This window comes from Enterobacter cloacae complex sp. P18RS (genome assembly GCF_014982105.1).
GTDB classification, from domain to species: domain Bacteria; phylum Pseudomonadota; class Gammaproteobacteria; order Enterobacterales; family Enterobacteriaceae; genus Enterobacter; species Enterobacter hormaechei_C.
In genome coordinates this window covers 34,871-57,629 of the sequence record NZ_JADCKV010000023.1, presented here as the reverse complement: position 1 = coordinate 57,629, position 22,759 = coordinate 34,871, and the positions used below count along the sequence as shown (strand labels likewise).

Annotated in this window: 15 protein-coding genes; 5 read left to right on the top strand and 10 right to left on the bottom strand. The window is 59.9% G+C overall.

What is annotated here, in order from left to right; all coding sequences use genetic code 11:
* The 4 genes from INF61_RS17780 to INF61_RS17765 form a co-directional block, all read left to right on the top strand.
* Positions 1 to 513, top strand: a 513-nt coding sequence (locus INF61_RS17780; RefSeq protein WP_193547965.1) for an ABC transporter permease, incomplete at its 5' end; no start/stop codon positions are given.
* Entirely contained in the window at positions 510 to 1,415 is a 906-nt protein-coding gene (locus INF61_RS17775) for an ABC transporter permease (RefSeq protein ID WP_015572358.1), read from the top strand. The genes INF61_RS17780 and INF61_RS17775, both read left to right, overlap by 4 nt.
* Positions 1,387 to 2,247 (top strand): ABC transporter ATP-binding protein, encoded by an 861-nt coding sequence (locus tag INF61_RS17770; RefSeq protein WP_032104614.1) that lies wholly within the window; start codon positions 1,387 to 1,389, stop codon positions 2,245 to 2,247. Before INF61_RS17775 ends, INF61_RS17770 begins: the two co-directional genes overlap by 29 nt.
* A gap of 9 nt (positions 2,248 to 2,256) precedes the next feature.
* The gene (locus INF61_RS17765) at positions 2,257 to 3,030 is read left to right on the top strand and encodes an ABC transporter ATP-binding protein (protein WP_045339123.1); all 774 of its coding nucleotides are present in this window, start codon (positions 2,257 to 2,259) and stop codon (positions 3,028 to 3,030) included.
* 69 nt (positions 3,031 to 3,099) lie between these two features.
* Here INF61_RS17765 and yegS read toward each other — a convergent pair whose 3' ends face one another.
* The 9 genes from yegS to yegD form a co-directional block, all read right to left on the bottom strand.
* Positions 3,100 to 3,999 (bottom strand): lipid kinase YegS, encoded by a 900-nt coding sequence (gene yegS, locus INF61_RS17760; protein ID WP_015572360.1) that lies wholly within the window; start codon positions 3,997 to 3,999, stop codon positions 3,100 to 3,102.
* Positions 4,000 to 4,247: 248 nt separating this feature from the next.
* Positions 4,248 to 5,609, bottom strand: coding sequence for a tRNA 5-hydroxyuridine modification protein YegQ (yegQ, locus tag INF61_RS17755; RefSeq protein WP_017383261.1), 1,362 nt, complete (start codon positions 5,607 to 5,609; stop codon positions 4,248 to 4,250).
* 172 nt (positions 5,610 to 5,781) lie between these two features.
* The gene (gene baeR / locus INF61_RS17750; RefSeq protein WP_015572364.1) at positions 5,782 to 6,504 is read right to left on the bottom strand and encodes a two-component system response regulator BaeR; all 723 of its coding nucleotides are present in this window, start codon (positions 6,502 to 6,504) and stop codon (positions 5,782 to 5,784) included.
* Positions 6,501 to 7,904, bottom strand: coding sequence for a two-component system sensor histidine kinase BaeS (baeS, locus tag INF61_RS17745; RefSeq protein ID WP_015572365.1), 1,404 nt, complete (start codon positions 7,902 to 7,904; stop codon positions 6,501 to 6,503). Before baeS ends, baeR begins: the two co-directional genes overlap by 4 nt.
* Positions 7,901 to 9,316, bottom strand: coding sequence for an MFS transporter (locus INF61_RS17740; RefSeq protein WP_015572366.1), 1,416 nt, complete (start codon positions 9,314 to 9,316; stop codon positions 7,901 to 7,903). The genes baeS and INF61_RS17740 overlap by 4 nt, the downstream gene beginning before the upstream one ends.
* Positions 9,317 to 12,394 (bottom strand): multidrug efflux RND transporter permease subunit MdtC, encoded by a 3,078-nt coding sequence (mdtC, locus tag INF61_RS17735; RefSeq protein WP_017693079.1) that lies wholly within the window; start codon positions 12,392 to 12,394, stop codon positions 9,317 to 9,319.
* On the bottom strand, positions 12,395 to 15,517 hold the full coding sequence (locus INF61_RS17730; RefSeq protein ID WP_193547964.1) for an MdtB/MuxB family multidrug efflux RND transporter permease subunit: 3,123 nt from the start codon (positions 15,515 to 15,517) through the stop codon (positions 12,395 to 12,397).
* On the bottom strand, positions 15,517 to 16,719 hold the full coding sequence (locus tag INF61_RS17725; protein ID WP_017693081.1) for an MdtA/MuxA family multidrug efflux RND transporter periplasmic adaptor subunit: 1,203 nt from the start codon (positions 16,717 to 16,719) through the stop codon (positions 15,517 to 15,519). The genes INF61_RS17730 and INF61_RS17725 overlap by 1 nt, the downstream gene beginning before the upstream one ends.
* 216 nt (positions 16,720 to 16,935) lie before the next feature.
* Entirely contained in the window at positions 16,936 to 18,288 is a 1,353-nt protein-coding gene (yegD, locus tag INF61_RS17720; RefSeq protein ID WP_017383266.1) for a molecular chaperone, read from the bottom strand.
* A gap of 130 nt (positions 18,289 to 18,418) precedes the next feature.
* Between yegD and alkA the strand changes: the two genes are divergently transcribed.
* Complete coding sequence (gene alkA, locus INF61_RS17715) at positions 18,419 to 19,291, top strand: DNA-3-methyladenine glycosylase 2 (RefSeq protein ID WP_017693082.1); 873 nt, start codon at positions 18,419 to 18,421, stop codon at positions 19,289 to 19,291.
* On the opposite strand, the gene INF61_RS17710 is transcribed toward alkA, so the two are convergent.
* A complete protein-coding gene (locus INF61_RS17710) occupies positions 19,256 to 22,585 on the bottom strand; it encodes a diguanylate cyclase (protein ID WP_193547963.1) in 3,330 nt (1,109 codons plus the stop codon). The genes alkA and INF61_RS17710 overlap by 36 nt on opposite strands.
* Positions 22,586 to 22,759 lie beyond the last annotated feature (174 nt).

Genomic DNA, 22,759 nt, shown 5'->3' with positions numbered 1-22,759 from the left:
GGGCGTGTGGATCTCGGACTGGAGGGGGTAGTCCCACGCCGCACCGGACTGATGACGGTGGATGCGCTGCTGGCCGGGAACGGCGCGGTGTTCTGGAACGCCATTAACCATCTGGTTTTGCCCGCGTCGCTGCTTGGCTTCCACTCGCTGGCCTATATCAGCCGCATGACCCGCAGCTTCATGCTGGCGCAGCTGTCGCAGGAGTTCATTATCACTGCCCGGGTGAAGGGCTTAACTGAACGTCAGGTGATCTGGAATCACGCGTTTCGCAACATTCTCGTGCAGCTCCTGACGGTAGTGGCGCTGGCCTACGGCTCGCTGCTGGAGGGGGCGGTGCTGATTGAAACCGTCTTCTCCTGGCCGGGCTTCGGTTCGTATCTCACCGGCAGCCTGCTGCTCGGGGATATGAACGCGGTCATGGGCTGCGTGCTGCTGGTGGGGGTCATCTTCGTGATGCTGAACCTGCTCTCCGACATGCTGTATCAACTCTTTGACCCGAGGACGAAATCATGACCGTTTCTCTGGATTCGCCGCTGGGGACCGGGCCATCCGAACGCCGCCAGCGTATCAGACGCACGCTGGGCCGCGCCGCGGGCTTCGTCGGCAAGATGGCGCGCAATCCGCTCACCGCCATCGGCGGCGGGATTATCCTGCTGCTGCTGATTGTGGCGGCGTTTGCCCCGCTGATCGCGCCGTACAACCCGCTGGTGCAGGACCTCAATAACGCGCTGGTCGCCCCGAACGCACTGCACTGGTTCGGCACCGACGAGTTTGGCCGGGACATCTTCAGCCGGCTGGTGTACGGCGCGCGCATCACGCTCTACATCGTGCTGCTGGTCTCCGTGACCGTTGGCCCGCTGGGGCTGCTGCTGGGCGTGACCGCAGGCTACTTCGGCGGCAGGGTGGACGCGGTGCTGATGCGCGTCACCGATATCTTTATCTCCTTCCCGAGCCTGGTGCTGGCGCTGGCGTTTGTCGCGGCGCTCGGGCCGGGGCTGGAGCACGTGGTGATTGCGATTACGCTCACCGCCTGGCCGCCGATTGCCCGTCTGGCGCGCGCCGAAACTCTCTCTCTGCGCCAGGCCGATTTTATCTCCGCCGTGCGGCTTCAGGGTGCTTCCCCGGTGCGCGTACTGTGGCGTCACATCGTCCCGCTGTGCCTGCCGTCAGTGATTATCCGCATCACCATGAACATGGCGGGGATCATTCTCACCGCCGCCGGGCTGGGCTTTCTTGGCCTTGGCGCACAGCCGCCGGAGCCGGAGTGGGGAGCGATGATCTCCAGCGGTCGTACCTACATGATGGAGTGCTGGTGGGTGGTGACTATTCCGGGGCTGGCGATCCTGATCAACAGTCTGGCGTTCAACTTCTTAGGAGATGGCCTGCGTGACATCCTCGATCCTCGTAGCGAATAACCCGATGCTCGACGTGCGCGATCTCCACGTCGATTTTATCAACGGCGACGCGGTCACCCACGCGGTGCGCGGCGTCTCTTTCCAGCTCGGACGCGAAAAGCTGGCGATTGTCGGTGAATCCGGTTCCGGTAAATCCACCGTCGGGCGGGCGCTGCTACGCCTGCATCCGGCCAAAGCGCAGATCCGCGCCGCGCGGATGCAGTTTGGCGATGTCGATTTACAGGCCGTCAGCGAGGCGCAGATGCGCGGCATTCGCGGCAAGCGCATCTCAATGATCATGCAGGACCCGAAATACTCCCTTAACCCGGTGGTGTGCGTGGGCGACCAAATTGCCGAAGCCTGGCTGACCCATCATCCGGGGCGCAAGGCGGAAGCCAAAGCCAGAGTGCTGGAGATGCTCGACGTGGTGCGCATTCGCCAGCCGGAGCGGGTGTATCACCTCTGTCCGCACGAGATTTCCGGCGGGCAGGGGCAACGCATCATGATCGCCATGATGCTGATCGCCGATCCCGAGCTGGTCATTGCCGACGAGCCGACTTCGGCGCTGGACGTGTCGGTGCGTTTGCAGGTGCTGGGGTTACTGGATGACCTGGTGCAGTCCCGCGGTCTGGGGCTGATCTTTATCAGCCACGACATCAACCTGGTGCGCAGCTTCTGCGACCGGGTGCTGGTGATGTACGCCGGACGGGTGGTGGAGTCGATTGCCGCGAAGGATCTGCACAACGCCAGGCATCCCTACACCCAGGGGCTCATCAGCGCGCTACCGGAAATAAATCATCGCCGACCGACGCTGCCGGTATTACAGCGTCAGGCCAGCTGGCTCACCGAGTAAGGAGCAGAGATGATCGAGATACAACACCTTAACCTGACGTTTGGCGAGGGCGAGAAGCGTAATCAGGTGCTGGACGATGTGAATATCAGCGTGAGGGACGGCGAGATTTACGGCCTGGTGGGGGAGTCCGGTTCGGGCAAAACCACGGTGCTGAAATGCCTTGCCGGGCTGTTTACCCACTGGGAGGGCGAGCTGGCGATTAACGGCAAGCGGCTGGAAAAACGTATCAGCCCGGAACGCTGCCGCCGGGTGCAGATGGTATTTCAGGATCCGTACGGCTCTTTGCATCCGCGTCACACCATCGGCGATATTCTGGAAGAGCCGCTGCACATTCACCGCATAAAAAATCGGGAGCGGCGCGTTCACGCCCTGCTGGATAAAGTTGGGCTTAGCCGGGCGTTTCGCGATCGCTATCCGCACCAGCTTTCCGGCGGGCAGCGCCAGCGCGTGGCGATTGCCAGGGCGCTGATTCTGGAGCCGCAGGTGCTGCTGCTGGATGAACCTACCTCGGCGCTGGACGTCTCGGTGCAGGCGGAAATCCTCAACCTGCTGGCGGAACTTCAGCGTGAGTCGAACCTGACCTACCTGATGGTCACCCACGATCTGGGCGTGATTGCCCATCTGTGTCAGAAGGTGGCGGTAATGCAGTATGGCAAAATCCTTGAAAGCCTGACGGTGGACGAACTGGTCGCCGGGCAGGCCAAAACCGACTATACGCGGATGCTGGTCAATGCCTCACAGCAGTATTCCCGCGAGATGGCGCGGGAGGTGGCGGTGTATTAGGTAGCCGGGTGGCGACTACGCGATCGGTCCTGTAGGCCGGGTAAGGCGTAGCCGCCACCCGGCAAACCATCAGCGCAAGAGCTGACAATCCGGCGGTAATCGGCACTGCAACGCGCCCGGAACAACTTCGATGCGGAATTTCTCTCCGCTCAGCGGTTCGCCATCAAGGTTAAAGGTCATGCCGTGTGGGGCGATCACTTCAAACCACGCGGATTTCCCGGCGATGATATTGGGGCTCTCCTCTGGCTGCGTCAGCGTCGTAAACAGCGCGGGCAGCAGCCCGTCGCCAGTAAAAATGCGCAGCTGTAGCTGACCATCATTAATCAGGGCTTCCGGGCAAAGCTGCTGTCCGCCGCCTGCCTGACGTCCGTTGCCGATACCAATCACCAGCGCGTCGCCCTGCCAGTGGAAGTTCTCACCGTGGATTTCACAGCTGTCGGGCTTGAGGGTGTCCATGCGCATCAGGCCGTGAATGAGGTACGAGACGCCGCCCAGCGCGGCTTTCAGCTTCTCCGGCGTTTCGCTGGTGATCCGCGTGCCGAAACCGCCCGTTGCCATGTTGATAAAGCAGGTTCTTTCATTCACCTGCGCAATGTCGACGGCGGTCGCTTTCCCGAGGATAGCCAGTTGCAGCGCTTTGCCTAAATCCTCAGGTATGCCGGCGCTGGTGGCAAAATCATTGGCGGTACCGAGCGGTAAAATGCCCATCACCGGGCGATGTGCTGTGTTGAGGTCAATAAGCGCACCAGCGATCTCGTTGATTGTTCCGTCGCCGCCGCCTGAAATGATGGTCTCAGCGCCTAACCTGATGCCTTCGTCGATATAGCGTGCCGCATCGCCTTTTTCAAAGGTCACCCGCACGTGAATGCGCGCGCCATCTTCACGCAATTCGGTGATCGCCTGGCGCAACAGATCGTTGCCTGCACTTTTGCCATTGAGAATTAATAAACTGTCTGGATAGGATGCCATCCGGGTTGCTCCCTTTTTTAACTATAGAAAGAGTGTATCCCAGAGAAGGAAAAAGCGGGTAAGAACAGGATGAAAGGCAAAAAATAAGCCCGCGTAAGGGAGATTACGCAGGCTAAGGAGGTGGTTCCTGGTACAGCTAGCATTTATGGGTTATGTTTTTCAGCGGGGGGATAATACCCGTATTGAACGAAGCGGTATGTGATCCGATTCTAAGAATTATCCCGGCGTGAAAAAATCCCGTTGATTAACTATTTGCCGTGTGGATTTCGGGTATTTTCACCTTCAAAATTACGCATCAGCAGTGCAAACTCCAGCTCTACCTCTTCAGGAACCGGCAGCCAGACCACATGGCCGTCGCCAGGTGCGACCTCTATCGCCTCACCTTTTTTGTTTTCCAGGTGCTCGAGGCGGAAGTTCATGTTGCCCTGAGGCGTCATCAGCTCCAGGCTGTCGCCTTTAGTGAATTTGTTTTTTACGGCGACGGCGGCCAGCGGACCTTTACGTTCGCCGGTGAAGTCGCCTACAAACTGCTGGCGTTCGGAAATAGAGTAGCCATGCTCGTAGTTCTGGTAGTCGTCGTGGGTGTGACGACGCAGGAAACCTTCGGTATAGCCGCGATGCGCCAGACCTTCCAGCGTTTCCAGCAGGCTGGTGTCGAACGGTTTGCCGGCGGCGGCATCGTCGATGGCTTTGCGATACACCTGTGCGGTACGGGCGCAGTAGTAGTAAGACTTGGTGCGGCCTTCGATTTTCAGGGAGTGTACGCCCATCTGGGTTAAACGCTCGACGTGTGCGATGGCGCGCAGATCTTTGGAGTTCATGATGTAGGTGCCATGCTCGTCTTCGAAGGCGGTCATGTATTCGCCCGGACGTTTGGCTTCTTCGATCATAAACACGCTGTCGGTAGGCGCGCCGATACCCAGCGTTGGCTCAACGTTGGTGACCGGGATCGGCTCGTGTTTGTGCACGATATTGCCGATGTCATCTTCTTTGCCTTCCTGAACGTTATATTCCCAGCGGCAGGCGTTGGTGCAGGTGCCCTGGTTCGGGTCACGCTTGTTGATGTAGCCAGAGAGCAGGCAGCGGCCGGAGTAGGCCATGCACAGCGCGCCGTGAACGAAGATTTCGATCTCCATATCCGGCACCTGGGTGCGGATCTCTTCGATCTCTTCGAGGGACAGCTCGCGGGACAGAATGACGCGGGTCAGCCCCATCTGTTTCCAGAATTTCACCGTTGCCCAGTTGACGGCGTTAGCCTGCACCGAGAGGTGAATGTCCATCTCCGGGAAGTTCTCCCGAACCAGCATGATTAAACCCGGGTCCGACATGATCAGCGCGTCCGGCCCCATCTCCACGACCGGCTTCAGGTCGCGAATGAACGTTTTCAGCTTGGCGTTGTGCGGCGCGATGTTCACCACCACGTAGAATTTTTTGCCCAGGGCATGCGCTTCATTGATGCCGAGCTGAAGATTCTCGTGGTTGAATTCGTTGTTACGCACGCGCAGCGAGTAGCGCGGCTGGCCCGCGTAAACGGCGTCGGCACCATAGGCGAAAGCGTAACGCATATTTTGCAGCGTTCCCGCCGGGGAAAGGAGTTCCGGTTTAAACATGTTTGTTCTCGTTCTGATGACAGGTCAGATCCGCGTGCACCTGGTGCAGCGGTAAGGGGAGATCCCCCACTTTAAGGGCGGGCATTGTAGCGCTGCGGGGAAGAGAGGTAAAGCTTTGCCCCTCACCCTGCCCTCTCCCCTTTGGGGAGAGGGCAGGGTGAGGGAGGGTTATTCAGGCAATCCTGCACGCATCCGCTTCCCAGCGATAACCCACGCCGTACACCGCGCGAATAAACGACTGGTCGGCGTCCAGTGCCTCCAGCTTGCGGCGCAGGTTTTTGATGTGGCTGTCGATGGTGCGGTCGGTCACCACGCGGTAATCGTCATACAGATGGTTGAGCAACTGCTCGCGGGAAAACACTTTTCCCGGCTCGTGGGAGAGCGTTTTCAGCAGGCGGAACTCCGCTGGGGTAAGATCCAATAGTTTGCTGCGCCAGCTCGCCTGGAAGCGGCTTTCGTCGACGATCAGCGGGCTTTGCGCATCCAGCACCTGCAATTCACGCTGTGGCTTACAGCGGCGGAGGATGGTTTTCACCCGAGCGACCACCTCCCGCGGACTGTAAGGCTTGCAGATGTAATCGTCGGCGCCGATTTCGAGCCCCAGCAGACGGTCGATCTCTTCGATTTTGGCCGTCACCATCACGATGGGCACATCGGAGAAACGACGAATTTCCCGGCACAGGGTCAGGCCGTCGGTACCCGGCAGCATCAGATCCAGCAGGATCAGATCCGGCGGCGTCTGGCGCACGTAGGGCAGCACCTGGTCGCCGTGGCTGATAAGCGTTGGCGCGTAACTTGCGGCACGCAGATAGTCGATCAGCAGTTGCCCAAGTTTAGGCTCGTCTTCCACGATCAAAATACGCGGTGTGTTGTCGTCAATCGGTAACTCGGTCATGCTTCCCTCGATAAATCCCGTTCCAGAGGTAACTCTACTGTAATGCTAACCCCGCCAAAAGGCGAATGGGCGGCGCGGATGGTGCCGCCGTGGGCCTCCACAATGTTAACGCAAATCGCCAGCCCAAGGCCGGAACCGCCGCTGGCGCGGTTGCGTGAACCTTCGGTACGATAGAAGCGCTCGAACAGTTTTTCCAGCTGCGCATCTTTCACGCCAGGGGCGGAGTCCGCAAAGGTCAGGGCAAAGCGCCCGTTTTCCTGCCTGCCGGAGATATGCAGCGCGCCGCCGCCGTCGGTGTAGCGGAGGCTGTTCTCCAGCAGATTATTGAATAGCTGCATCAGGCGATCTCTGTCGCCAAATACCACCGCGCTGTCCGGCAGCGAAAGGTTGATTTTCAGGTCACGGCTGGCGAAGCGTTCGCGGAATGCGCCGGTCACGACTTCAAGGATATTGATCACGTCGACTGGGGCTTTCTGGTAGGCCAGGGCGCCTTCGTCGGACATGGAAAGCTGATGCAGATCGTCCACCAGCTTGGTCAGCGTGCCGACTTCCGCCTGAAGCGAGGCCACGGACTCGGGGGTGAACTGCCGCACGCCATCCTGAATCGCCTCCAGCTCGCCGCGCAGCACCGCCAGCGGGGTGCGCAGCTCGTGCGAAATGTCGGCCATAAAGTCGCGGCGCATCTGCTGGTTTTTTTCCAGCGTGCTGGCGAGCTGGTTGAAGTCCTGCGCCAGCTTGCCCAGTTCATCCTGGCTGCGGGTGTCCACGCGGGTCGAGAAATCACCCGCCGCCAGCTTGTGCGTGCCTTCCACCAGGCGCTTAACCGGCGCCAGCAGGCCGCGCGCCAGCGGGAAGGTGGCGAGCGCCGCAAGCAGGGTAGAAAGCGCGACAATCAGCCAGCTGGTCTGACGCTGCTGGCGGTCAAAGTTGATGTCGGTGTTGCGCGTCAGCCGCTCGACCGGCGAGGCGATAACCCAGCCCACCGTCGCGCCGTTCGAGGTGATGGCGCGCTTTGTACCGTCCGGCGGTACCGGAGAGCGTGGGCCAACGAGCACGCGCATCTCCTGATCTATCACCCAGAACTGGGTGCGCCAGCCGTGCGGCGGCATGCCCGGCCCCGGGCGGTCGTCGTCATTATCGTGCTCCAGCGAGCGCAGGATTTGAAACACAAAGCGATCGTTATTGCGCAGAAAACGCCAGTTACCGTGCAGGCTATACTGTTCGCCCAGCGCGTCGCTTAAGCCCTGTAGTCGCTGTTCGTTACCGTGCTTAATGTAGTCAATAAAGCCGCGCTCAAAGCTGACCCGCACCGCCCAGTGCATGGTAATCAGCAGAACGATACAGGTGGCGAAAATCGCCACAAAAAGCTTACCGGTGATCCCCGGACGCCAGAATTTCATGGTGCACTCCTTTTGCCGCGTCGGATCACGACGTTTTTGGTCGTGTCATTCGGTACTCTGACAAAGATAAAAGCGGGCAGGGCGATAATTACCGCCATGCTGAGGTAAGTGTATAAAAAGACCTGATGCGCGACGGGGGTGTCGGCGCTGAGATGGTGCTGCCCGTACATGCCGAGCAGCAATCCGGCGACCGTGACCCCCACGCTCATGGAGAGCTGCATGATCATCGACAGCAGGCTGTTACCACTGCTCGCCAGCTCGTCCGGCAGATCTTTCAGCGTCAGGGTGTTCATCGACGAGAAGCGCATGGAGTTGATGATCCCCTGGCAGAACAGCACCAGCGGCAGGATGTAGTACCAGCCCAGCAGCGCCACGGCCATAAACAGCAGGCAAACCAACGCCAGCCCGATCGTGGCGGTCACCAGCACCCGGCGATAGCCAAAGCGGTTCACCACCTGCACCACAATACGCTTCATCCCCATGCTGCCGAGCACCATCGGGATCATCATCAGCCCGGCGTGGAACGGCGAGAAGCCCATCCCAATCTGTAAAAACACCGGCGTCATAAACGGCAACATGCCGCTGCCGATGCGTCCGGCAAAGCTGCCGAAGAGACCAAGACGGTAGGTGGGATTTCTGAACAGATTCAGGCTGAACAGCGCGTTAGCGTTGCCTCTGGCATGCCACAGATACCAGAGAATCGCGGTGATCCCCAGCGCCACCAGCAGGGCGAGCGACAGGGAGGAGATCCCCAGCCCTTTTTGCCCGTCGAGGGCCAGGGTGAGCGTCGCCATGCCAGCCGCCAGCAGGATAAAGCCAACGAAATCAAAGCGCCGGGTCTGCATTTTATAGTTCGGCATCAGCGTCAGGGTGGCAATCGCGCCGATAATACCGACCGGCAGGTTGATCAGGAAGATCCAGTGCCAGGAGGCATACTCCACCAGAATACCGCCCAGCGCCGGGCCAAGCAGCGGGCCGACCTGACCGGGCAGGGTGACGAAGGTCATCGCCGCCATATACTGCGCGCGCGGAACAATTTTCATCACCGTTAACCGCCCGACGGGCACCATCATCGCGCCGCCGACGCCCTGTAGCACGCGCGCCATCACCAGCTGGTCGAGGGTATTGGCCTGGGCGCAAAACAGCGACCCGGTGGTAAACAGCACAATGGCGGTGAAGAAGATGTTTCGCACACCGACTTTATCCGCCAGCCAGCCGCTGGCGGGCAGCATCACGGCGACCGTCAGCACGTAGGCGACAATCACCATATGCATGTGCAGCGGGCTCTCCCCCAGGCTTTTCGCCATCGAGGGGAGGGCGGTGTTCACGATGGTCGTGTCCAGCGACTGCATAAAGAAGCCGAACGCGACGATCCACAATTGCCAGCGAACATTACTGGGTAGGTCGGTCATTTACTCGGTCACCGTGGTTCTCTTTTTACGCGAAAAACGCAGCCGCAGTCGGTCAAAGAACAGATAGACTACCGGCGTGGTGTAGAGCGTCAGCAGCTGGCTCATCACCAGGCCGCCGACAATCGTGATCCCCAGCGGCTGGCGCAGTTCAGAGCCGTCACCACCGGATATGACCAGCGGTAGCGCACCGAACAGCGCGGCCAGCGTGGTCATCATGATCGGGCGAAAACGCAGCAGACAGGCCTGGAATATCGCCTCGTCCGGCGTCAGGTTGCCGTTACGCTGGGCGTCCAGGGCAAAGTCGACCATCATAATCGCGTTTTTCTTCACAATACCTATTAATAGCATGATCCCGATGAGCGCGATTAGGCTGAACGGGGCACCGAACAGCTCCAGCGCCAGCAGCGCCCCCACGCCCGCAGAAGGCAGCGTGGAGAGAATGGTCAACGGGTGCACATAGCTTTCGTACAGCACGCCCAGCACGATATAAACCGTGGCAATAGCCGCCAGGATCAAAATGACCTGCGAGTTCATGGTGTCCTGGAACACCTGCGCCGTACCGGCAAAGCTGCCGCGCACGGAGGAGGGCACCCCGAGCTGGGTCATGGCGCGGTTGATGGCGTCGCTGGCCTCAGACAGCGACGAGCCGGTTGGCAGGTTAAACGACACGGTCGAGGCGGCGGAAAGCCCCTGGTGGTTCACCGACAGCGGCGCGTTCGACGGCTGCCAGCTGGCGAAGTACGACAGGGGGATCGCCTTGCCGTCATTATTGATCACAAACATCTTGTCCAGCGCGCTGATGTCCTGGGTGTAGCGCGGATCAACTTCCATCACCACCTTGTACTGGTTCATCGGCTGATAGATGGTGGAGACTTCACGCTGCCCGAAGGCGTTGTTAAGCAGGCTGTTGGCCGCTTCAACGTTAATGCCCAGGCGGGACATGGTTTCGCGATCGTAGGTGAGCGCCATCTCGGCGCCGTTATTCTGGCTGTCGGAGTTCACGTCCGCCAGCTGCGGCAGCGCGGCCAGCGCTTTACGGATCTTCGGCTCCCACTCGCGCAGGGCGGCTAAGTCATCTGAGAGCAGGGTGTACTGATAGCTGGCGTTAGCCTGTCGTCCGCCGACGCGGATATCCTGAACGGCCATCAAAAACAGATTTGCCCCCGGCTCTTTGGCAAGCTTCAGCCGCAGGCGGTCAATGATCTGCTGCGCCGTTTCGTGACGTTCACCGCGCGGCTTAAGGGTAATAAACATCATCCCGCTGTTAACGCGTGAGCCGCCGGTAAAGCCGGTGACGTTATCCACGGCCGGATCTTCCCGGATGATTTTCATAAAGTCTTGCAGTTTGCCCCGCATCGCCTGGAACGAAATACTCTGGTCCGCCTGAATACCGCCCATCAGCACGCCGGTATCCTGCTCCGGGAAGAAGGTTTTCGGGATGGTGATATACATCCAGACGTTGAGCACAATGGTGCCGATCAGCACCAGCCCGACAAGACGCGTGTGGTTCAGCACCCATTTCAGCGATTTGCCATAGCCTGACTGCATCGCCATCAGGACGCGGCCAAAGCCTTTCCTGCGCGGCTGCGAGTGAGGTTGGCTGCGCTTTAGCATCCAGCCGCACATCATCGGCGTCAGCGTCAGCGAAATCACCAGGGAGATACCGATGGCGACGGAAAGCGTGACGGCAAATTCGCGCAGCAGTCGCCCCGGCAGGCCGCCCATCAGCAGCAGCGGCAGGAACACCGCCACCAGCGACAGGCTCATGGACAGAACCGTGAAGCCCACTTCGCGCGTCCCCTGAAGCGCCGCCTGGAGCGGCTTCATGCCCGCTTCCAGATGGCGCGAGATATTCTCCAGCACCACGATGGCGTCATCCACTACAAACCCGGTGGCAATCGTCAGCGCCATCAGCGACAGGTTGTTAAGACTAAACCCACACAGGTACATGGCGGCAAAGGTGCCTATCAGCGATACCGGAACCGCCACCGCCGGGATCAGCGTTGCGCGCCCCGAGCGCAGGAACAGGAACACCACCAGGATCACCAGCGCGACGGAGATGATCAGCGTTTGCTCTACCTCCTCAAGCGAGGCGCGGATGGTAGGGGAGCGGTCCTGCGCAATCTGGAGGTCGATGGCCGCCGGAATCGTTTCCTGAAGCTCCGGCAGGCGCGCGCGGATGCTGTTCACCGTCTGGATGATGTTGGCTTCCGGCAGTTTGCGGATCATCAGCAAAATCGCCGGTTTGGCGTTGGTCATCCCGGCGTTACGCACGTCCTGCACCGAATCGGTGACGCTGGCGACGTCGCTCAGGCGCACCGCCGCACCGTTGTTGTAGTGAATAATCAACGGCTGATACTCGGCGGCGGTTTTCAGCTCATCGTTGGTCTGGATCTGCCAGCGGTGGCTGTTGTCCTCAATTGCGCCCTGCGGCTTACGCACGTTGGCGTTGCTGATGGCGGAACGCACGTCGTCCAGCGATACGCCCTGGTTAAACAGCGCCTGCGGATTCAGCCCCACGCGCACGGCGGGCAGAGAGCTGCCGCCGACGTCCACGTCGCCCACGCCGTCAATCTGGGCGATGGTTTGCGCCAGCTGGGTGGAGGCAAAATCATACAGCTCGCCCTGGGAGTAGGTCTCTGACGTGAGCGTCAGGATCATGATCGGCGCGTCGGACGGGTTAGCCTTGCGGTAGGTTGGACGGCTCGGCATGCCGCTTGGCAGCAGGCTTTGGGCGGCGTTTATCGCGGCCTGCACGTCACGCGCCGCGCCGTTGATGTCCCGGTCGAAGTTAAATTCCAGAATGATGCGGGTGCTGCCCAGCGAACTGCTGGAGGTCATCTCGTTAACCCCGGCAATTCGCCCAAGCGAGCGCTCAAGCGGCGTCGCCACTGATGACGCCATGGTCTCCGGCGAGGCACCCGGCAGCGAGGCGCTGACCATGATCACCGGGAAATCGACCTGCGGCAGCGGGGCCACCGGCAGCAGCCGGAAGCCCAGCACGCCGCACAGGGTAATAGCGACGGAGAGTAAAATCGTCGCCACCGGACGGTAAATGAAGAGGGCGAAAAACTTCACTTACGCCTCCTCTTCACGTTTCGGGAAGCGGTTTTTCGTCCACAGGGCCAGACGGTCAAACAGCAGGTAGATAACCGGCGTGGTAAACAGCGTCAGCACCTGGCTCACCAGCAGGCCGCCCACCATCCCGATGCCCAGCGGACGGCGCAGTTCGGCCCCCACGCCGGTGCTCAGCATCAGCGGCAGCGCGCCCAGCAGGGCGGCGAGGGTGGTCATCAGGATCGGACGAAAACGCAGCAGACAGGCCTGGTAAATGGCCTCGCGCGGCGCCATACCCTGCTCGCGCTCGGCGGCCAGCGCAAAGTCGATCATCATGATGGCGTTTTTCTTCACAATGCCGATAAGCAGGATGATGCCGATGATCGCAATGACGTCCAGCTCGCTCCCCGCCAGCATCAGCGCCAGCAGCGCCCCCACGCCCGCCGTCGGCAGGGTGGAGAGGATGGTGATCGGATGGATAAAGCTTTCATACAGCACGCCAAGCACGATATACATCGCCACCACCGCCGCGACAATCAGCCAGACGGTGCTGCCCAGCGCGGCCTGGAACGCCAGCGTACTGCCCTGGAACTGGGTCTGAATATCGGACGGGAAGCTGAGTTCTTTCTCCGCGCCCAGAATGGCCTCCACCGCTTCGCCCAGGGAATACCCGTCCGGCACGTTGAAGGAAATGGTGGTGGACGGGAACTGATCGAGATGGTTAATCGACAGTGGGGTGTGGCGCTCTTCCACGCTGGCAATGGCGCTGAGCGGCACAATCCCGCCGTCTTTGCTGGTCAGGCGCACCGTGTCCAGCGCGGCCAGCCCGGGCGTGTTTTCGGTGTTATGTTCCAGCACCACGCGATACTGGTTGGCCTGGGTATAGATGGTGGAGATCAGGCGCTGGCCAAAGGCGTTATACAGGGCGTTATCCACGTCGGACATGGTAATGCCCAGACGGCTGGCGGTGTCGCGGTTGACGTTCACGTACGCCGCCAGCCCTTTATCCTGCCAGTCGCTGCTGACGTCAGAAACCTGCGGCAGTGCTTTCAGCTTGTCCACCAGCTGCGGCACCCAGGTGCTCAGTGCCTCAAGCGAGGTGGCCTGGAGCGTAAACTGGTACTGCGTGCGGCTCACCTGCGTATCAATGGTTAAATCCTGGATCGGTTGCAGATACAGCTCAATGCCCGGCACGCGCGCCACCGCGCTTTGCAGGCGTTCAATCACCGCGTTAACGCGATCGTCGCGGTCATCGAGCGGTTTAAGGTTAATTTGCAGGCGCGCGCTGTTGAGCGACGGGTTGGTGCCGTCCACGCCCACGTAGGCAGTCAGGCTTTCCACGGCCGGATCTTTCATGATGATCTCAGACACCTGCTGCTGGCGCTGCGCCATGTTGGCGAAGGAGACCGTCTGCGGCGCCTGAAGCGTGCCCTGAATAATGCCGTTGTCCTGAATCGGGAAGAAGCCTTTCGGAATGAAAATCCACAGCATGACGCTGAGCGCCAGGGTGCCGAGCGCCACGCCGAGCGTTGCCCACGGATGGTTCAGCACTTTCGCCAGCACGCGGCCGTAGGCGGCGATAATGCGCTCGAACATCCGCTCGGAGGCGCGCGAGAAGCGGTTTTGCTTGCGCAAGGACTCGTGGCTCAGCATGCGGGCGCACATCATCGGCGTCAGCGTCAGCGACACCACGGCAGAGATCAGAATGGCGACCGCCAGCGTCACGGCAAACTCGCGGAACAGCCGCCCGACGATATCGCCCATAAACAGCAGCGGGATCAGCACCGCAATCAGCGAGAAGGTGAGCGAGATAATGGTAAAGCCGATCTCCCCCGCGCCCTTCAGCGCGGCGGCTAACGGCTTTTCACCTTTTTCGATATAGCGCGAGATGTTCTCGATTACCACGATGGCGTCGTCCACCACAAACCCGGTGGCGATGGTGAGCGCCATCAGCGTCAGGTTGTTAATCGAGAAGTCGAGGAACACCATCACCGCGAACGTTCCGACCAGCGAGAGCGGCACGGCGACGGCGGGAATGATGGTTGCCGGGACGTTGCGCAGGAACAGGTAGATGATCATCACCACCAGCGCAATCGCCAGCATCAGCTCGAACTGGGTGTCGGTCACTGACGCGCGAATATTCGTGGTGCGGTCAGAGAGCACTTTCACGCTGACCGATTTTGGCAGGCTTTCCACCAGCTGCGGCAGCATGGTGCGAATGCTGTCGGCGGTATCAATAATGTTCGCGCCCGGCTGGCGCTGAACGTTCATGACAATCGCCTGCTGCTTATTGGCCCACGCCCCGAGCCAGCTGTTTTCCGCGCCTTGTTCAACGGTTGCCACGTCGCCCAAACGGATCGGCGCGCCGTTCTGGTAGGCAATGATCAGCTGACGGTACTCATCGGCGGACTGCATCTGGTCGTTGGCGGAGAGCGTGACCGCGCGGGTCGGGCCGTCCAGCGAACCCTTCGCTGAGTTGACGTTGGCGCTGCTGATGGCGGTGCGAATGGTTTCGCTGGTTAACCCCAGCGCGGCAATGGCCTGGGCATTCAGTTTGACGCGCACGGCGGGGCGTTGACCGCCCGCCAGCGTCACCAGCCCCACGCCGGTCACCTGCGAAATCTTCTGCGCCACGCGGGTTTCAACCATGTCTTCCACCTGGGTCATCGGCATGGCGGAGGAGGTGACGGCAAGGGTCATGATCGGCGGATCCGCCGGGTTGACCTTGCTGTAAACCGGTGGATTCGGCAGGTCAGACGGCAGCAGGTTAGTGGCGGCATTAATCGCGGCCTGCACCTCCTGCTCAGCGACGTCCAGCGACAGCGTGAGCTGGAACTGAAGCGTGACGACCGAAGCGCCACCGGAGCTCTGGGAGGACATTTGCTTCAGGCCAGACATCTGGCCAAACTGACGCTCCAGCGGGGCGGTGATGGCGGACGTCACCACATCCGGACTGGCGCCCGGATAGAGGGTGACAACCTGAATGGTCGGGTAGTCCACTTCCGGCAGCGCCGACACGGGCAGCAAACGGTAGCCAATGATCCCGGCCAGCAGGATCGCCACCATCAACAGGGTCGTCGCAACCGGACGTAAGATAAACAGGCGTGATGGCCCACCTGTAGAGCTCGGCGGCAAGACCTGCATCAGGCTTTTGCTCCTGTATCCTGCGCTTCCACCACCTCGACCTGCGCCCCTTCGGTCAGACGGTCAATACCGTCGGTCACGACGCGGTCGCCAGCGGACAGCCCGGCGCTGATCACCACCGTCTGGCTGTCCTGGATGCCGGTTTTCACCAGGTGTTTGCTGACCTTGTTTTCGCTGTTCAGCACCCAGACAAAATTGCCTTCACTGCCCATTTGCAGGGCCGCCGTCGGGATCACCACCGCGTTTTCTTCGGTCGCGACCAGCATTCGCGCGTTGACGAACTGATTCGGGAACAGGGCATCGTCCTGATTGTTGAAGCGTGCTTTTAGCTTAATGGTGCCGGTGGTGGTGTCGATCTGGTTATCCAGGCTCAACAGCGAACCTTCGCTCAGCTTCTGCTTGTTGGTGCGATCCCAGGCTTCAACCACCAGCGCTTTTCCGGCCTTCTGCGCCTGTATCACCGTCGCAATGTCGCTTTCCGGCAGGGTAAAAACGAGATCGATAGGGTGCGTCTGGGTGATCACCACGATGCCCGTGGTATCGCCGCTGGAGATTTGGTTGCCGATATCAACCTGTTTCAGGCCTACGCGGCCGTCAATCGGCGCGGTGATCCGGCTCCAGTCGAGCTGGAGCTGGGCGCTGGCGACCGCGGCTTCGTCGGCCTTGATGGTGCCCTGAGATTCACTGACCAGAGACTGCTGGGTGTCCAGCTCCTGGCGCGACACGAGGTTGGTTTTTACCAGCTGCTGATAGCGGGCTAAATCGCGGCGGGCATTGGCGAGGGTGGCTTTGTCTTTCGCGAGCTGCCCCTGCGCCTGCGCCAGGGCAACCTTAAACTGGCTTGGATCGATTTCCGCCAGCAGATCGCCGGCTTTTACCTGCTGACCTTCCTGGAAATGGATGGCCATCAACTGACCGTCCACGCGGCTACGTACCGTCACGGTGTTGGCGGCGGTGATGGTTCCCAGCCCGGAGAGATAACGAGGCACCGCTTTATTCACCGCCGTTGCCGCCTGCACCGGTGCCAGCGCACCGCCGCGCATAGCGTGGCGCCCGCCGCCCGTTGAGCGTTGTGAGGGGCTATTAGCGCCAGCAGGTGCCGTGGAGTTCGCGGACTGGCTGTGCCAATACCAGGCGGCGGCCAGGACCACCACAATCAGACCAACGGCGATTGCCCAGCGGGATTTGTTACTGCCTTTCATCGTTATACGTTCTCATCCTGAAACTCTTTCGGGGAATGATACTAGTTTAGTCAGCTAACACAGCGAAAAAATGGAGGAAATATGGAAGACTGTCGGGAATTGTCTGAGTGTGGCGCAGCGGTTTCGCCTTCGCCGGGTGGCGCTGCGCTTACCCGGCCTACGGTTGGAGGATCTTGTAGGCCGGGTAAGGCGAAGCCGCCACCCGGCACAACCCCATTAGCTAAACACCACCTGCGCCCAGCGCGCCAGCCCTGCCGTAACGGAGCCAAAGTCATCGCCGCCGGCAATCGGGATCCCCGGCAGCTGTTCCGCCAGTGCTTTCTTGATCAGCGGCGAACGGGCGCTACCGCCAGTCAGGTAAATTACGTCCGGCTTCACGTTGCCGTTCTCAAGCGCCAGTTGCACCTGCTCCAGAATACGCTGAAGCGGCTGAGTCAGCGCCATTTCCAGCCCTTCCTGAGTGATAGCCGTAGCCAGATCGTCACTGATAAACGGCAGCGAAACCGCATGCTCTGGACGATCGGATAGGGCAATTTTGCTCTCTTCGGCGGTGCGCACCACGCGGTAGCTCAGGCGCTGACGCCACACCTTATACAGAAGTGCGACCTTCTCTGCATCCTGCGCATCACGCACCAGATCGTTGAGGAAACGGCCATTCGCGGTGCTGTAAAAATCACTCTGGGCAGGGACGTCGTTGATGGCAATCGCGTTCCACCACGGCAGGATCGGCAGGGCGATGCCTTTCTCGGTTTGACCGCCCATACCGAGCAGCGGCATCAGGCTCTTGAAGGCCAGGGCAATATCAAGATCGTTACCGCCCACGCGGCAGCCGCTGTGCCCCAGCAGACTATTTTCACGATCGCGACGGTGATGCCACTGGGGACCCATCAGCAGTAATGAACAGTCCGTCGTACCGCCGCCGATGTCCACCACCAGCACCCGTTTCTCTTCCGTCAGCGTGGCTTCAAAATCCAGCCCCGCCGCAACCGGCTCATACTGGAACACCACGTCACGGAAGCCTGCCCGGTGCGCTGCACGCTCAAGGATCCCCTGCGCCTGCTGGTTGGCTTCGTCGCCGCCCAGCCCCTGAAAGTTAATCGGACGGCCAATCACCGCCTGGGTGATGGCATCCGGCACCTGGGACTGCGCCTGATTGCGGATGTGCAGCATCATCGCGCAGACCAGATCTTCAAACATCGCCACCTGCTGCGGCTTCAGGCCGCTGGCGCCGAGGAAGGATTTCGGCGATTTAACGAAGTAGACCTCTTCCGGGTCTTCAATGTACTGCCCGAGGGAAGAGAGGCCGAACTGCACGCTGGACGGGGTAACGTCGATATCTTCCTCGCGGTTAAAGCTGACCGCACGGCGCAGCAGCGCCTGGGTCTCCGCCGCCGTGGCCGGAACCTGATGGTGGCGGAACAGCCACTCGCTCACCGCTTCACGCGTGGGCGCACAAAGCATTGACGGCAACAGCGTACTGCCGTTTTCCATTTTCAGGAGCTGCGGTTGTCCATTTTGCATTATCGCAACCGAGCAGTTTGCGGTGCCGTAGTCGAATCCAATAAACACAATAAATCCCCATGCCGGTGAGAAGGGGCGAGACTTTAGCGAAATGTCTGCCAGGCGACAACAGGAATATGAAAGCAAGGCGCAAGGCGATCTTTCGGTTTATGCTGAGGTAAATACAAAAGGAGAGACGATGTACACCCTGAACTGGCAACCGCCCTACGACTGGTCGTGGATGTTTGGCTTTCTTGCCGCGCGTGCGGTCACGGGGGTTGAGACCGTTACGGAGGATTACTACGAGCGCAGTTTTGGCTATGCCGGGCACCAGGGCGTTTTCCGGGTTACGCCAGACAGCGCAACCCCTACGCTGGCGGTGTCGCTCAGCCCTGGCCTGATCCCGGTGGCGGATATCTGCCTCGACCGCATCTCCCGCCTGTTTGACCTCGATTGCGACCCGCTGCACATTGCGCAGACTCTCGGCGAGCTCGGCGCGGCGCGGCCGGGCTTACGTTTGCCCGGCGCGATGGATGCATACGAGCAGGGCGTGCGCGCCATTCTCGGGCAACTGGTGAGCGTGGCGATGGCGGCAAAACTGGCGTCACGGGTGGTGGCGCTGTGCGGTGAACCCATTGAGGATGCGCCGGGCTATCTCTGCTTTCCTCCGCCAGAGGTGCTGGCCGCGGCAGATCCGCTGGCGTTGAAAGCCCTCGGGATGCCGCTCAGGCGTGCGGAGTCGTTGATTCATCTGGCGCAGTCGGTGGTGGACGGTGAATTCCCGCTGTTCCCGCCTGCGAACGTTGAGGCCGGGATGAAGGCGCTACAGCAGCGCCCCGGCATCGGGCGCTGGACCGCGAATTATCTGGCCCTGCGCGGCTGGCAGGCGAAGGATGTTTTCCTGCCGGATGACTATCTGATTAAACAGCGCTTTGCAGGTATGACGCCCGCGCAGATCCGTCGCTATGCCGAGCGCTGGCAGCCGTGGCGCTCGTATGCGCTGTTACATATCTGGTACACCGACGGCTGGTCGCCGTCAGTTGATGGCGAAATAGCTGGTATTCAGCAGTAGATCGAGCGGCTGCGCTTCCCCGATGGTGTCGCCGTAAATGAAGTCAACGCCGATACCCGATAGCGTATCCATCATGATCGACTGATGGCATGGCCCGGCAATGGTTTTTATGCCCAGACGCTGGGCGTGGCCCTGAATGATTGTCACCATCATCTCATCCATCAGATTGCCGTGGACGTTGGTCACCACGTCTGCATCCAGCAGCAGATAATCAGCGGTATTGGCGCTGAGCTGGCTGAAGACGTTCATATCGCGTCCGACCCGGGTCAGCACCACGCGACAGCCAGCCTGACGAAGCTTTTGCAGACCCTGCTGCACGTTTTCATCCGTATTGCTCAGCACATCAGCGGCGATCGCCAGATGCAGCAGCCGCGCCGGCAGCGGACCTCTGGTGATCAGGTCGAGCAGCTCATCCACCAGCGTGACGCTGGCTAAACCCACTTCTGAGAGCGGCAGCGCGACGCCCATTCCTTTGGCCGCCACCTGTGCGGCATAGGTACGGAAAAATTCACTGAATATCCGTCGGTCCAGGGCGTGCAGCAGCTCCGGCTCCGCCAGCCCGGCGCGGAAGGCATGCTCTTCCAGCACTTCTCCCTGGCTGGTCCACAGCCGCAAGGAAATCAGCCAGAAGCTACTGCTCTCGGGAATGCGCGGCGAGGCGACGCTGCGGGCGATCATCAGCAGATGGTTATCTTTAATCATGTGCCACTGCTCATCCAGCGACATCATGCTGCGCGCGCTGTGGATCCGCTCCTGCTGGGGTTCGTAGACGGTGACCACGCCGCGCCCGCTGTTTTTCGAGGCGTAGCAGGCGATATCGGCCTGAGACATCACTTCCGCAGCCTGGTAATTGGTGTCGTCAATCAGCGTAATTCCCGCGCTGGCGCCAATGCGGTGCAGGCGTCCTTCCCAGGAAAAATGATAGTTGTTGATGGCGTCGATCAACCGGCCCGCAATATAGCGTGCGCTTTCGACGTTGCAGTCCGGCAGCAGCAGGCCAAACTCGTCGCCGCCCAGACGCGCCAGCACGTCGCTGGAGCGCAGCATGGTCAGCATCAGCGAAGAGAGTTCGCGCAGGAGAGCGTCGCCCGCCGCGTGGCCTGCCGTATCGTTCACCGCCTTAAAACGGTCAAGATCGATAAAGACCAGCGCGTGACGCTGATGGGTCTCCTGTACCGTCTGCAACAGGCGCTTAAGATGGTTTTCAAAGCTGACGCGGTTCGCCAGGTGGGTAAGGGCGTCATGGGAAGCGCTGTAGCTCAGCTGGCGCAGCATTTTGCGCGACTCGGTGACGTCCTGAATCACCAGCACCGAGCCGATGGTGTGTCCTTCCAGAGTGCTGAGGGGGGTTATGCTGTAATGAATGTCGAAACTGCCGCCATTGCGGCAGTTAAGCACCACATCCTGTTCGATATCGGTACGGGACATATCGCCGCTGTGGATGTTTTCCATTAACGGACCGTTCTCGCCGAAGGTAATGTGCAGCACCTTCAGAATGGGCTGACCCAGCGCTTCGCTTTGCGACCAGCCGCTCATCTTCTCGGCGACCGGGTTCATAAAGGTGATGTTCATGTCGATGTCGGTACACAGCACCGCTTCGCCGATAGAGTCGAGGGTGATATGCAGGCGCTCTTTTTCCTGGAACAGCGCCTCGTTCAGCTGCTTCACCTCGGTCATATCCATGTTGATCCCTAACAGCCGCTCCACTTCGCCCTGTTTGTTCAGCACCCGGTTCGCCAGCGAACGAATGTGGCGAATGCCATCCTTGACGCGAATGCGAAATTCCAGCTTGAAAGGTACCCTGGCCTGGAGTGACTCACGCAGGACCTGTTCGGCGTGCGTACGATCTTCAGGCACCATGGCCGCATGCCAGAGCTGCCAGGTGGGTTTAATGTGCGGGGGGATTTCGTAAAGCTCAAACATCCGTTTATCCCAGCTGATCACGTCCGGCTCCAGATCCCACTCCCAAATCCCGATGCCACCGGCTTCGTTAGCGAGAGTGATACGCTCCATCAGACGCTTATTCACCCACTCGGTCTGTTTCAGATCGTTGATGTCTTCAATCTGGGCAATAAAGTAGAGCGGCGTGCCGTCGGCATGGCGCACAACGGAGACGGCCAGCAGCGCCCACACCACCTCGCCGCTGCGGGTGTAGTAGCGTTTTTCGAGGGTGTAGGTGTTGATCTCGCCGTGAATCAGCTGTTGCAACTGCTCCAGGTCGGTATTTAAATCTTCCGGCCAGGTTAACTGCTGGAACGTGAGCGACTGAAGCTCAGACTGGCTGTAACCGAGGAAATTGCACAGCGCCTTGTTGGCCTGGAGCCACTGGCCCTCAACGCCCACCAGCGCCATACCAATCGCGGAATACTCCATCGCATTGCGAAAACGTTCTTCGCTTTCCGTAATATGTTTACGCTCGGCCCTGAAGGCATACATCACCATCGTCATAATGTTGGCGGGGAGCAGCATCATCAGGAAGGGGAGCCACGGCGCGTTGAAGGTGACGATCATGCTGGAGGGCGTCATGGAGAGCGGATTTCGCGCCATCATCAGGGACACCATCATGATGGTGAATAAAAATATCAGGAACGCTTCCATACGCGGCAGACGTACCGCGCTCCACATCAGCAGAACGATAATGCAGGTGAATGGCCACGGCAGCCAGGTGATTGCCGTCCAGCTAAGAACCAGCGTGACGACCAGGGTCACCAGCGTTTCCAGCAGCAGTTTCGGGTTGCGGTGGCGCAGCAGGTAATGCGGCTTAAACAGCAGACCTAACGGCACCAGCGCCAGTGCGCCAATGGCTTCTGAAAGTACCCAGACAAGGAAATTACGCAGCGGCTCCGCGCTCGGCACCAGAAAATGAACCAGAACGCCCCCCACCAGCGGCGGCACCAGGGCACTGCCGAGGGCAAGCCGGACCCAGTCGTTGAGGTTTTGCAGCGGATTATACCAGGGGAGCAGCTTACGCAGTAACAGCGCGCCAACCGTGGCCTCAATGATATTGATCGCCGTGTAGGTGATGTTGATCGATGCCCATGAGAAGAGCATCCACGAGGCAAAAATATTGCCAAAGGAGCAGGCGAGCGCAATGCCGGGCCACATTTTTCCCGCATGGCGGTAAAACGCCACCATCATAATTGAAGTCGGGAACCATAGTGGCGCCAGCAGCGTACCGAAGCGAGTCAGCTCGAGGGAAAATAAGGTGAAGATGAACGTGACCAGACCCAGACAGACAAGCCGCAGTAAAGGATGTGGGGTAGTAACCAAAACCCGCTGGTATTGTTTATTCATTACCGCTCTATCCAGGGACGCCATGTTGTCAGGAGCCAGGTCCGGACGCGTGAAATTAATAATTTGGTTTATGCTAGTACAAACATTTTACAATTCATATGCTGAGTGGTCAGATTTTGACTTCATAGACTTATAAAATAGTTACTCTGCGAAGAAGGGTGATGAAATGGCGAA

Excerpts from the sequence above, each read along its gene's own strand:
- alkA (WP_017693082.1), top strand. The coding sequence starts at position 18,419 with ATGTACACCCTGAACTGGCAACCGCCCTACGACTGGTCGTGGATGTTT.
- INF61_RS17765 (WP_045339123.1), top strand. The coding sequence starts at position 2,257 with ATGATCGAGATACAACACCTTAACCTGACGTTTGGCGAGGGCGAGAAG.
- baeR (WP_015572364.1), bottom strand. The coding sequence starts at position 6,504 with ATGACCGAGTTACCGATTGACGACAACACACCGCGTATTTTGATCGTG.
- INF61_RS17775 (WP_015572358.1), top strand. The coding sequence starts at position 510 with ATGACCGTTTCTCTGGATTCGCCGCTGGGGACCGGGCCATCCGAACGC.
- yegQ (WP_017383261.1), bottom strand. The coding sequence starts at position 5,609 with ATGTTTAAACCGGAACTCCTTTCCCCGGCGGGAACGCTGCAAAATATG.
- INF61_RS17740 (WP_015572366.1), bottom strand. The coding sequence starts at position 9,316 with ATGACCGACCTACCCAGTAATGTTCGCTGGCAATTGTGGATCGTCGCG.
- INF61_RS17730 (WP_193547964.1), bottom strand. The coding sequence starts at position 15,517 with ATGCAGGTCTTGCCGCCGAGCTCTACAGGTGGGCCATCACGCCTGTTT.
- baeS (WP_015572365.1), bottom strand. The coding sequence starts at position 7,904 with ATGAAATTCTGGCGTCCGGGGATCACCGGTAAGCTTTTTGTGGCGATT.
- yegS (WP_015572360.1), bottom strand. The coding sequence starts at position 3,999 with ATGGCATCCTATCCAGACAGTTTATTAATTCTCAATGGCAAAAGTGCA.
- INF61_RS17725 (WP_017693081.1), bottom strand. The coding sequence starts at position 16,719 with ATGAAAGGCAGTAACAAATCCCGCTGGGCAATCGCCGTTGGTCTGATT.
- INF61_RS17710 (WP_193547963.1), bottom strand. The coding sequence starts at position 22,585 with ATGAATAAACAATACCAGCGGGTTTTGGTTACTACCCCACATCCTTTA.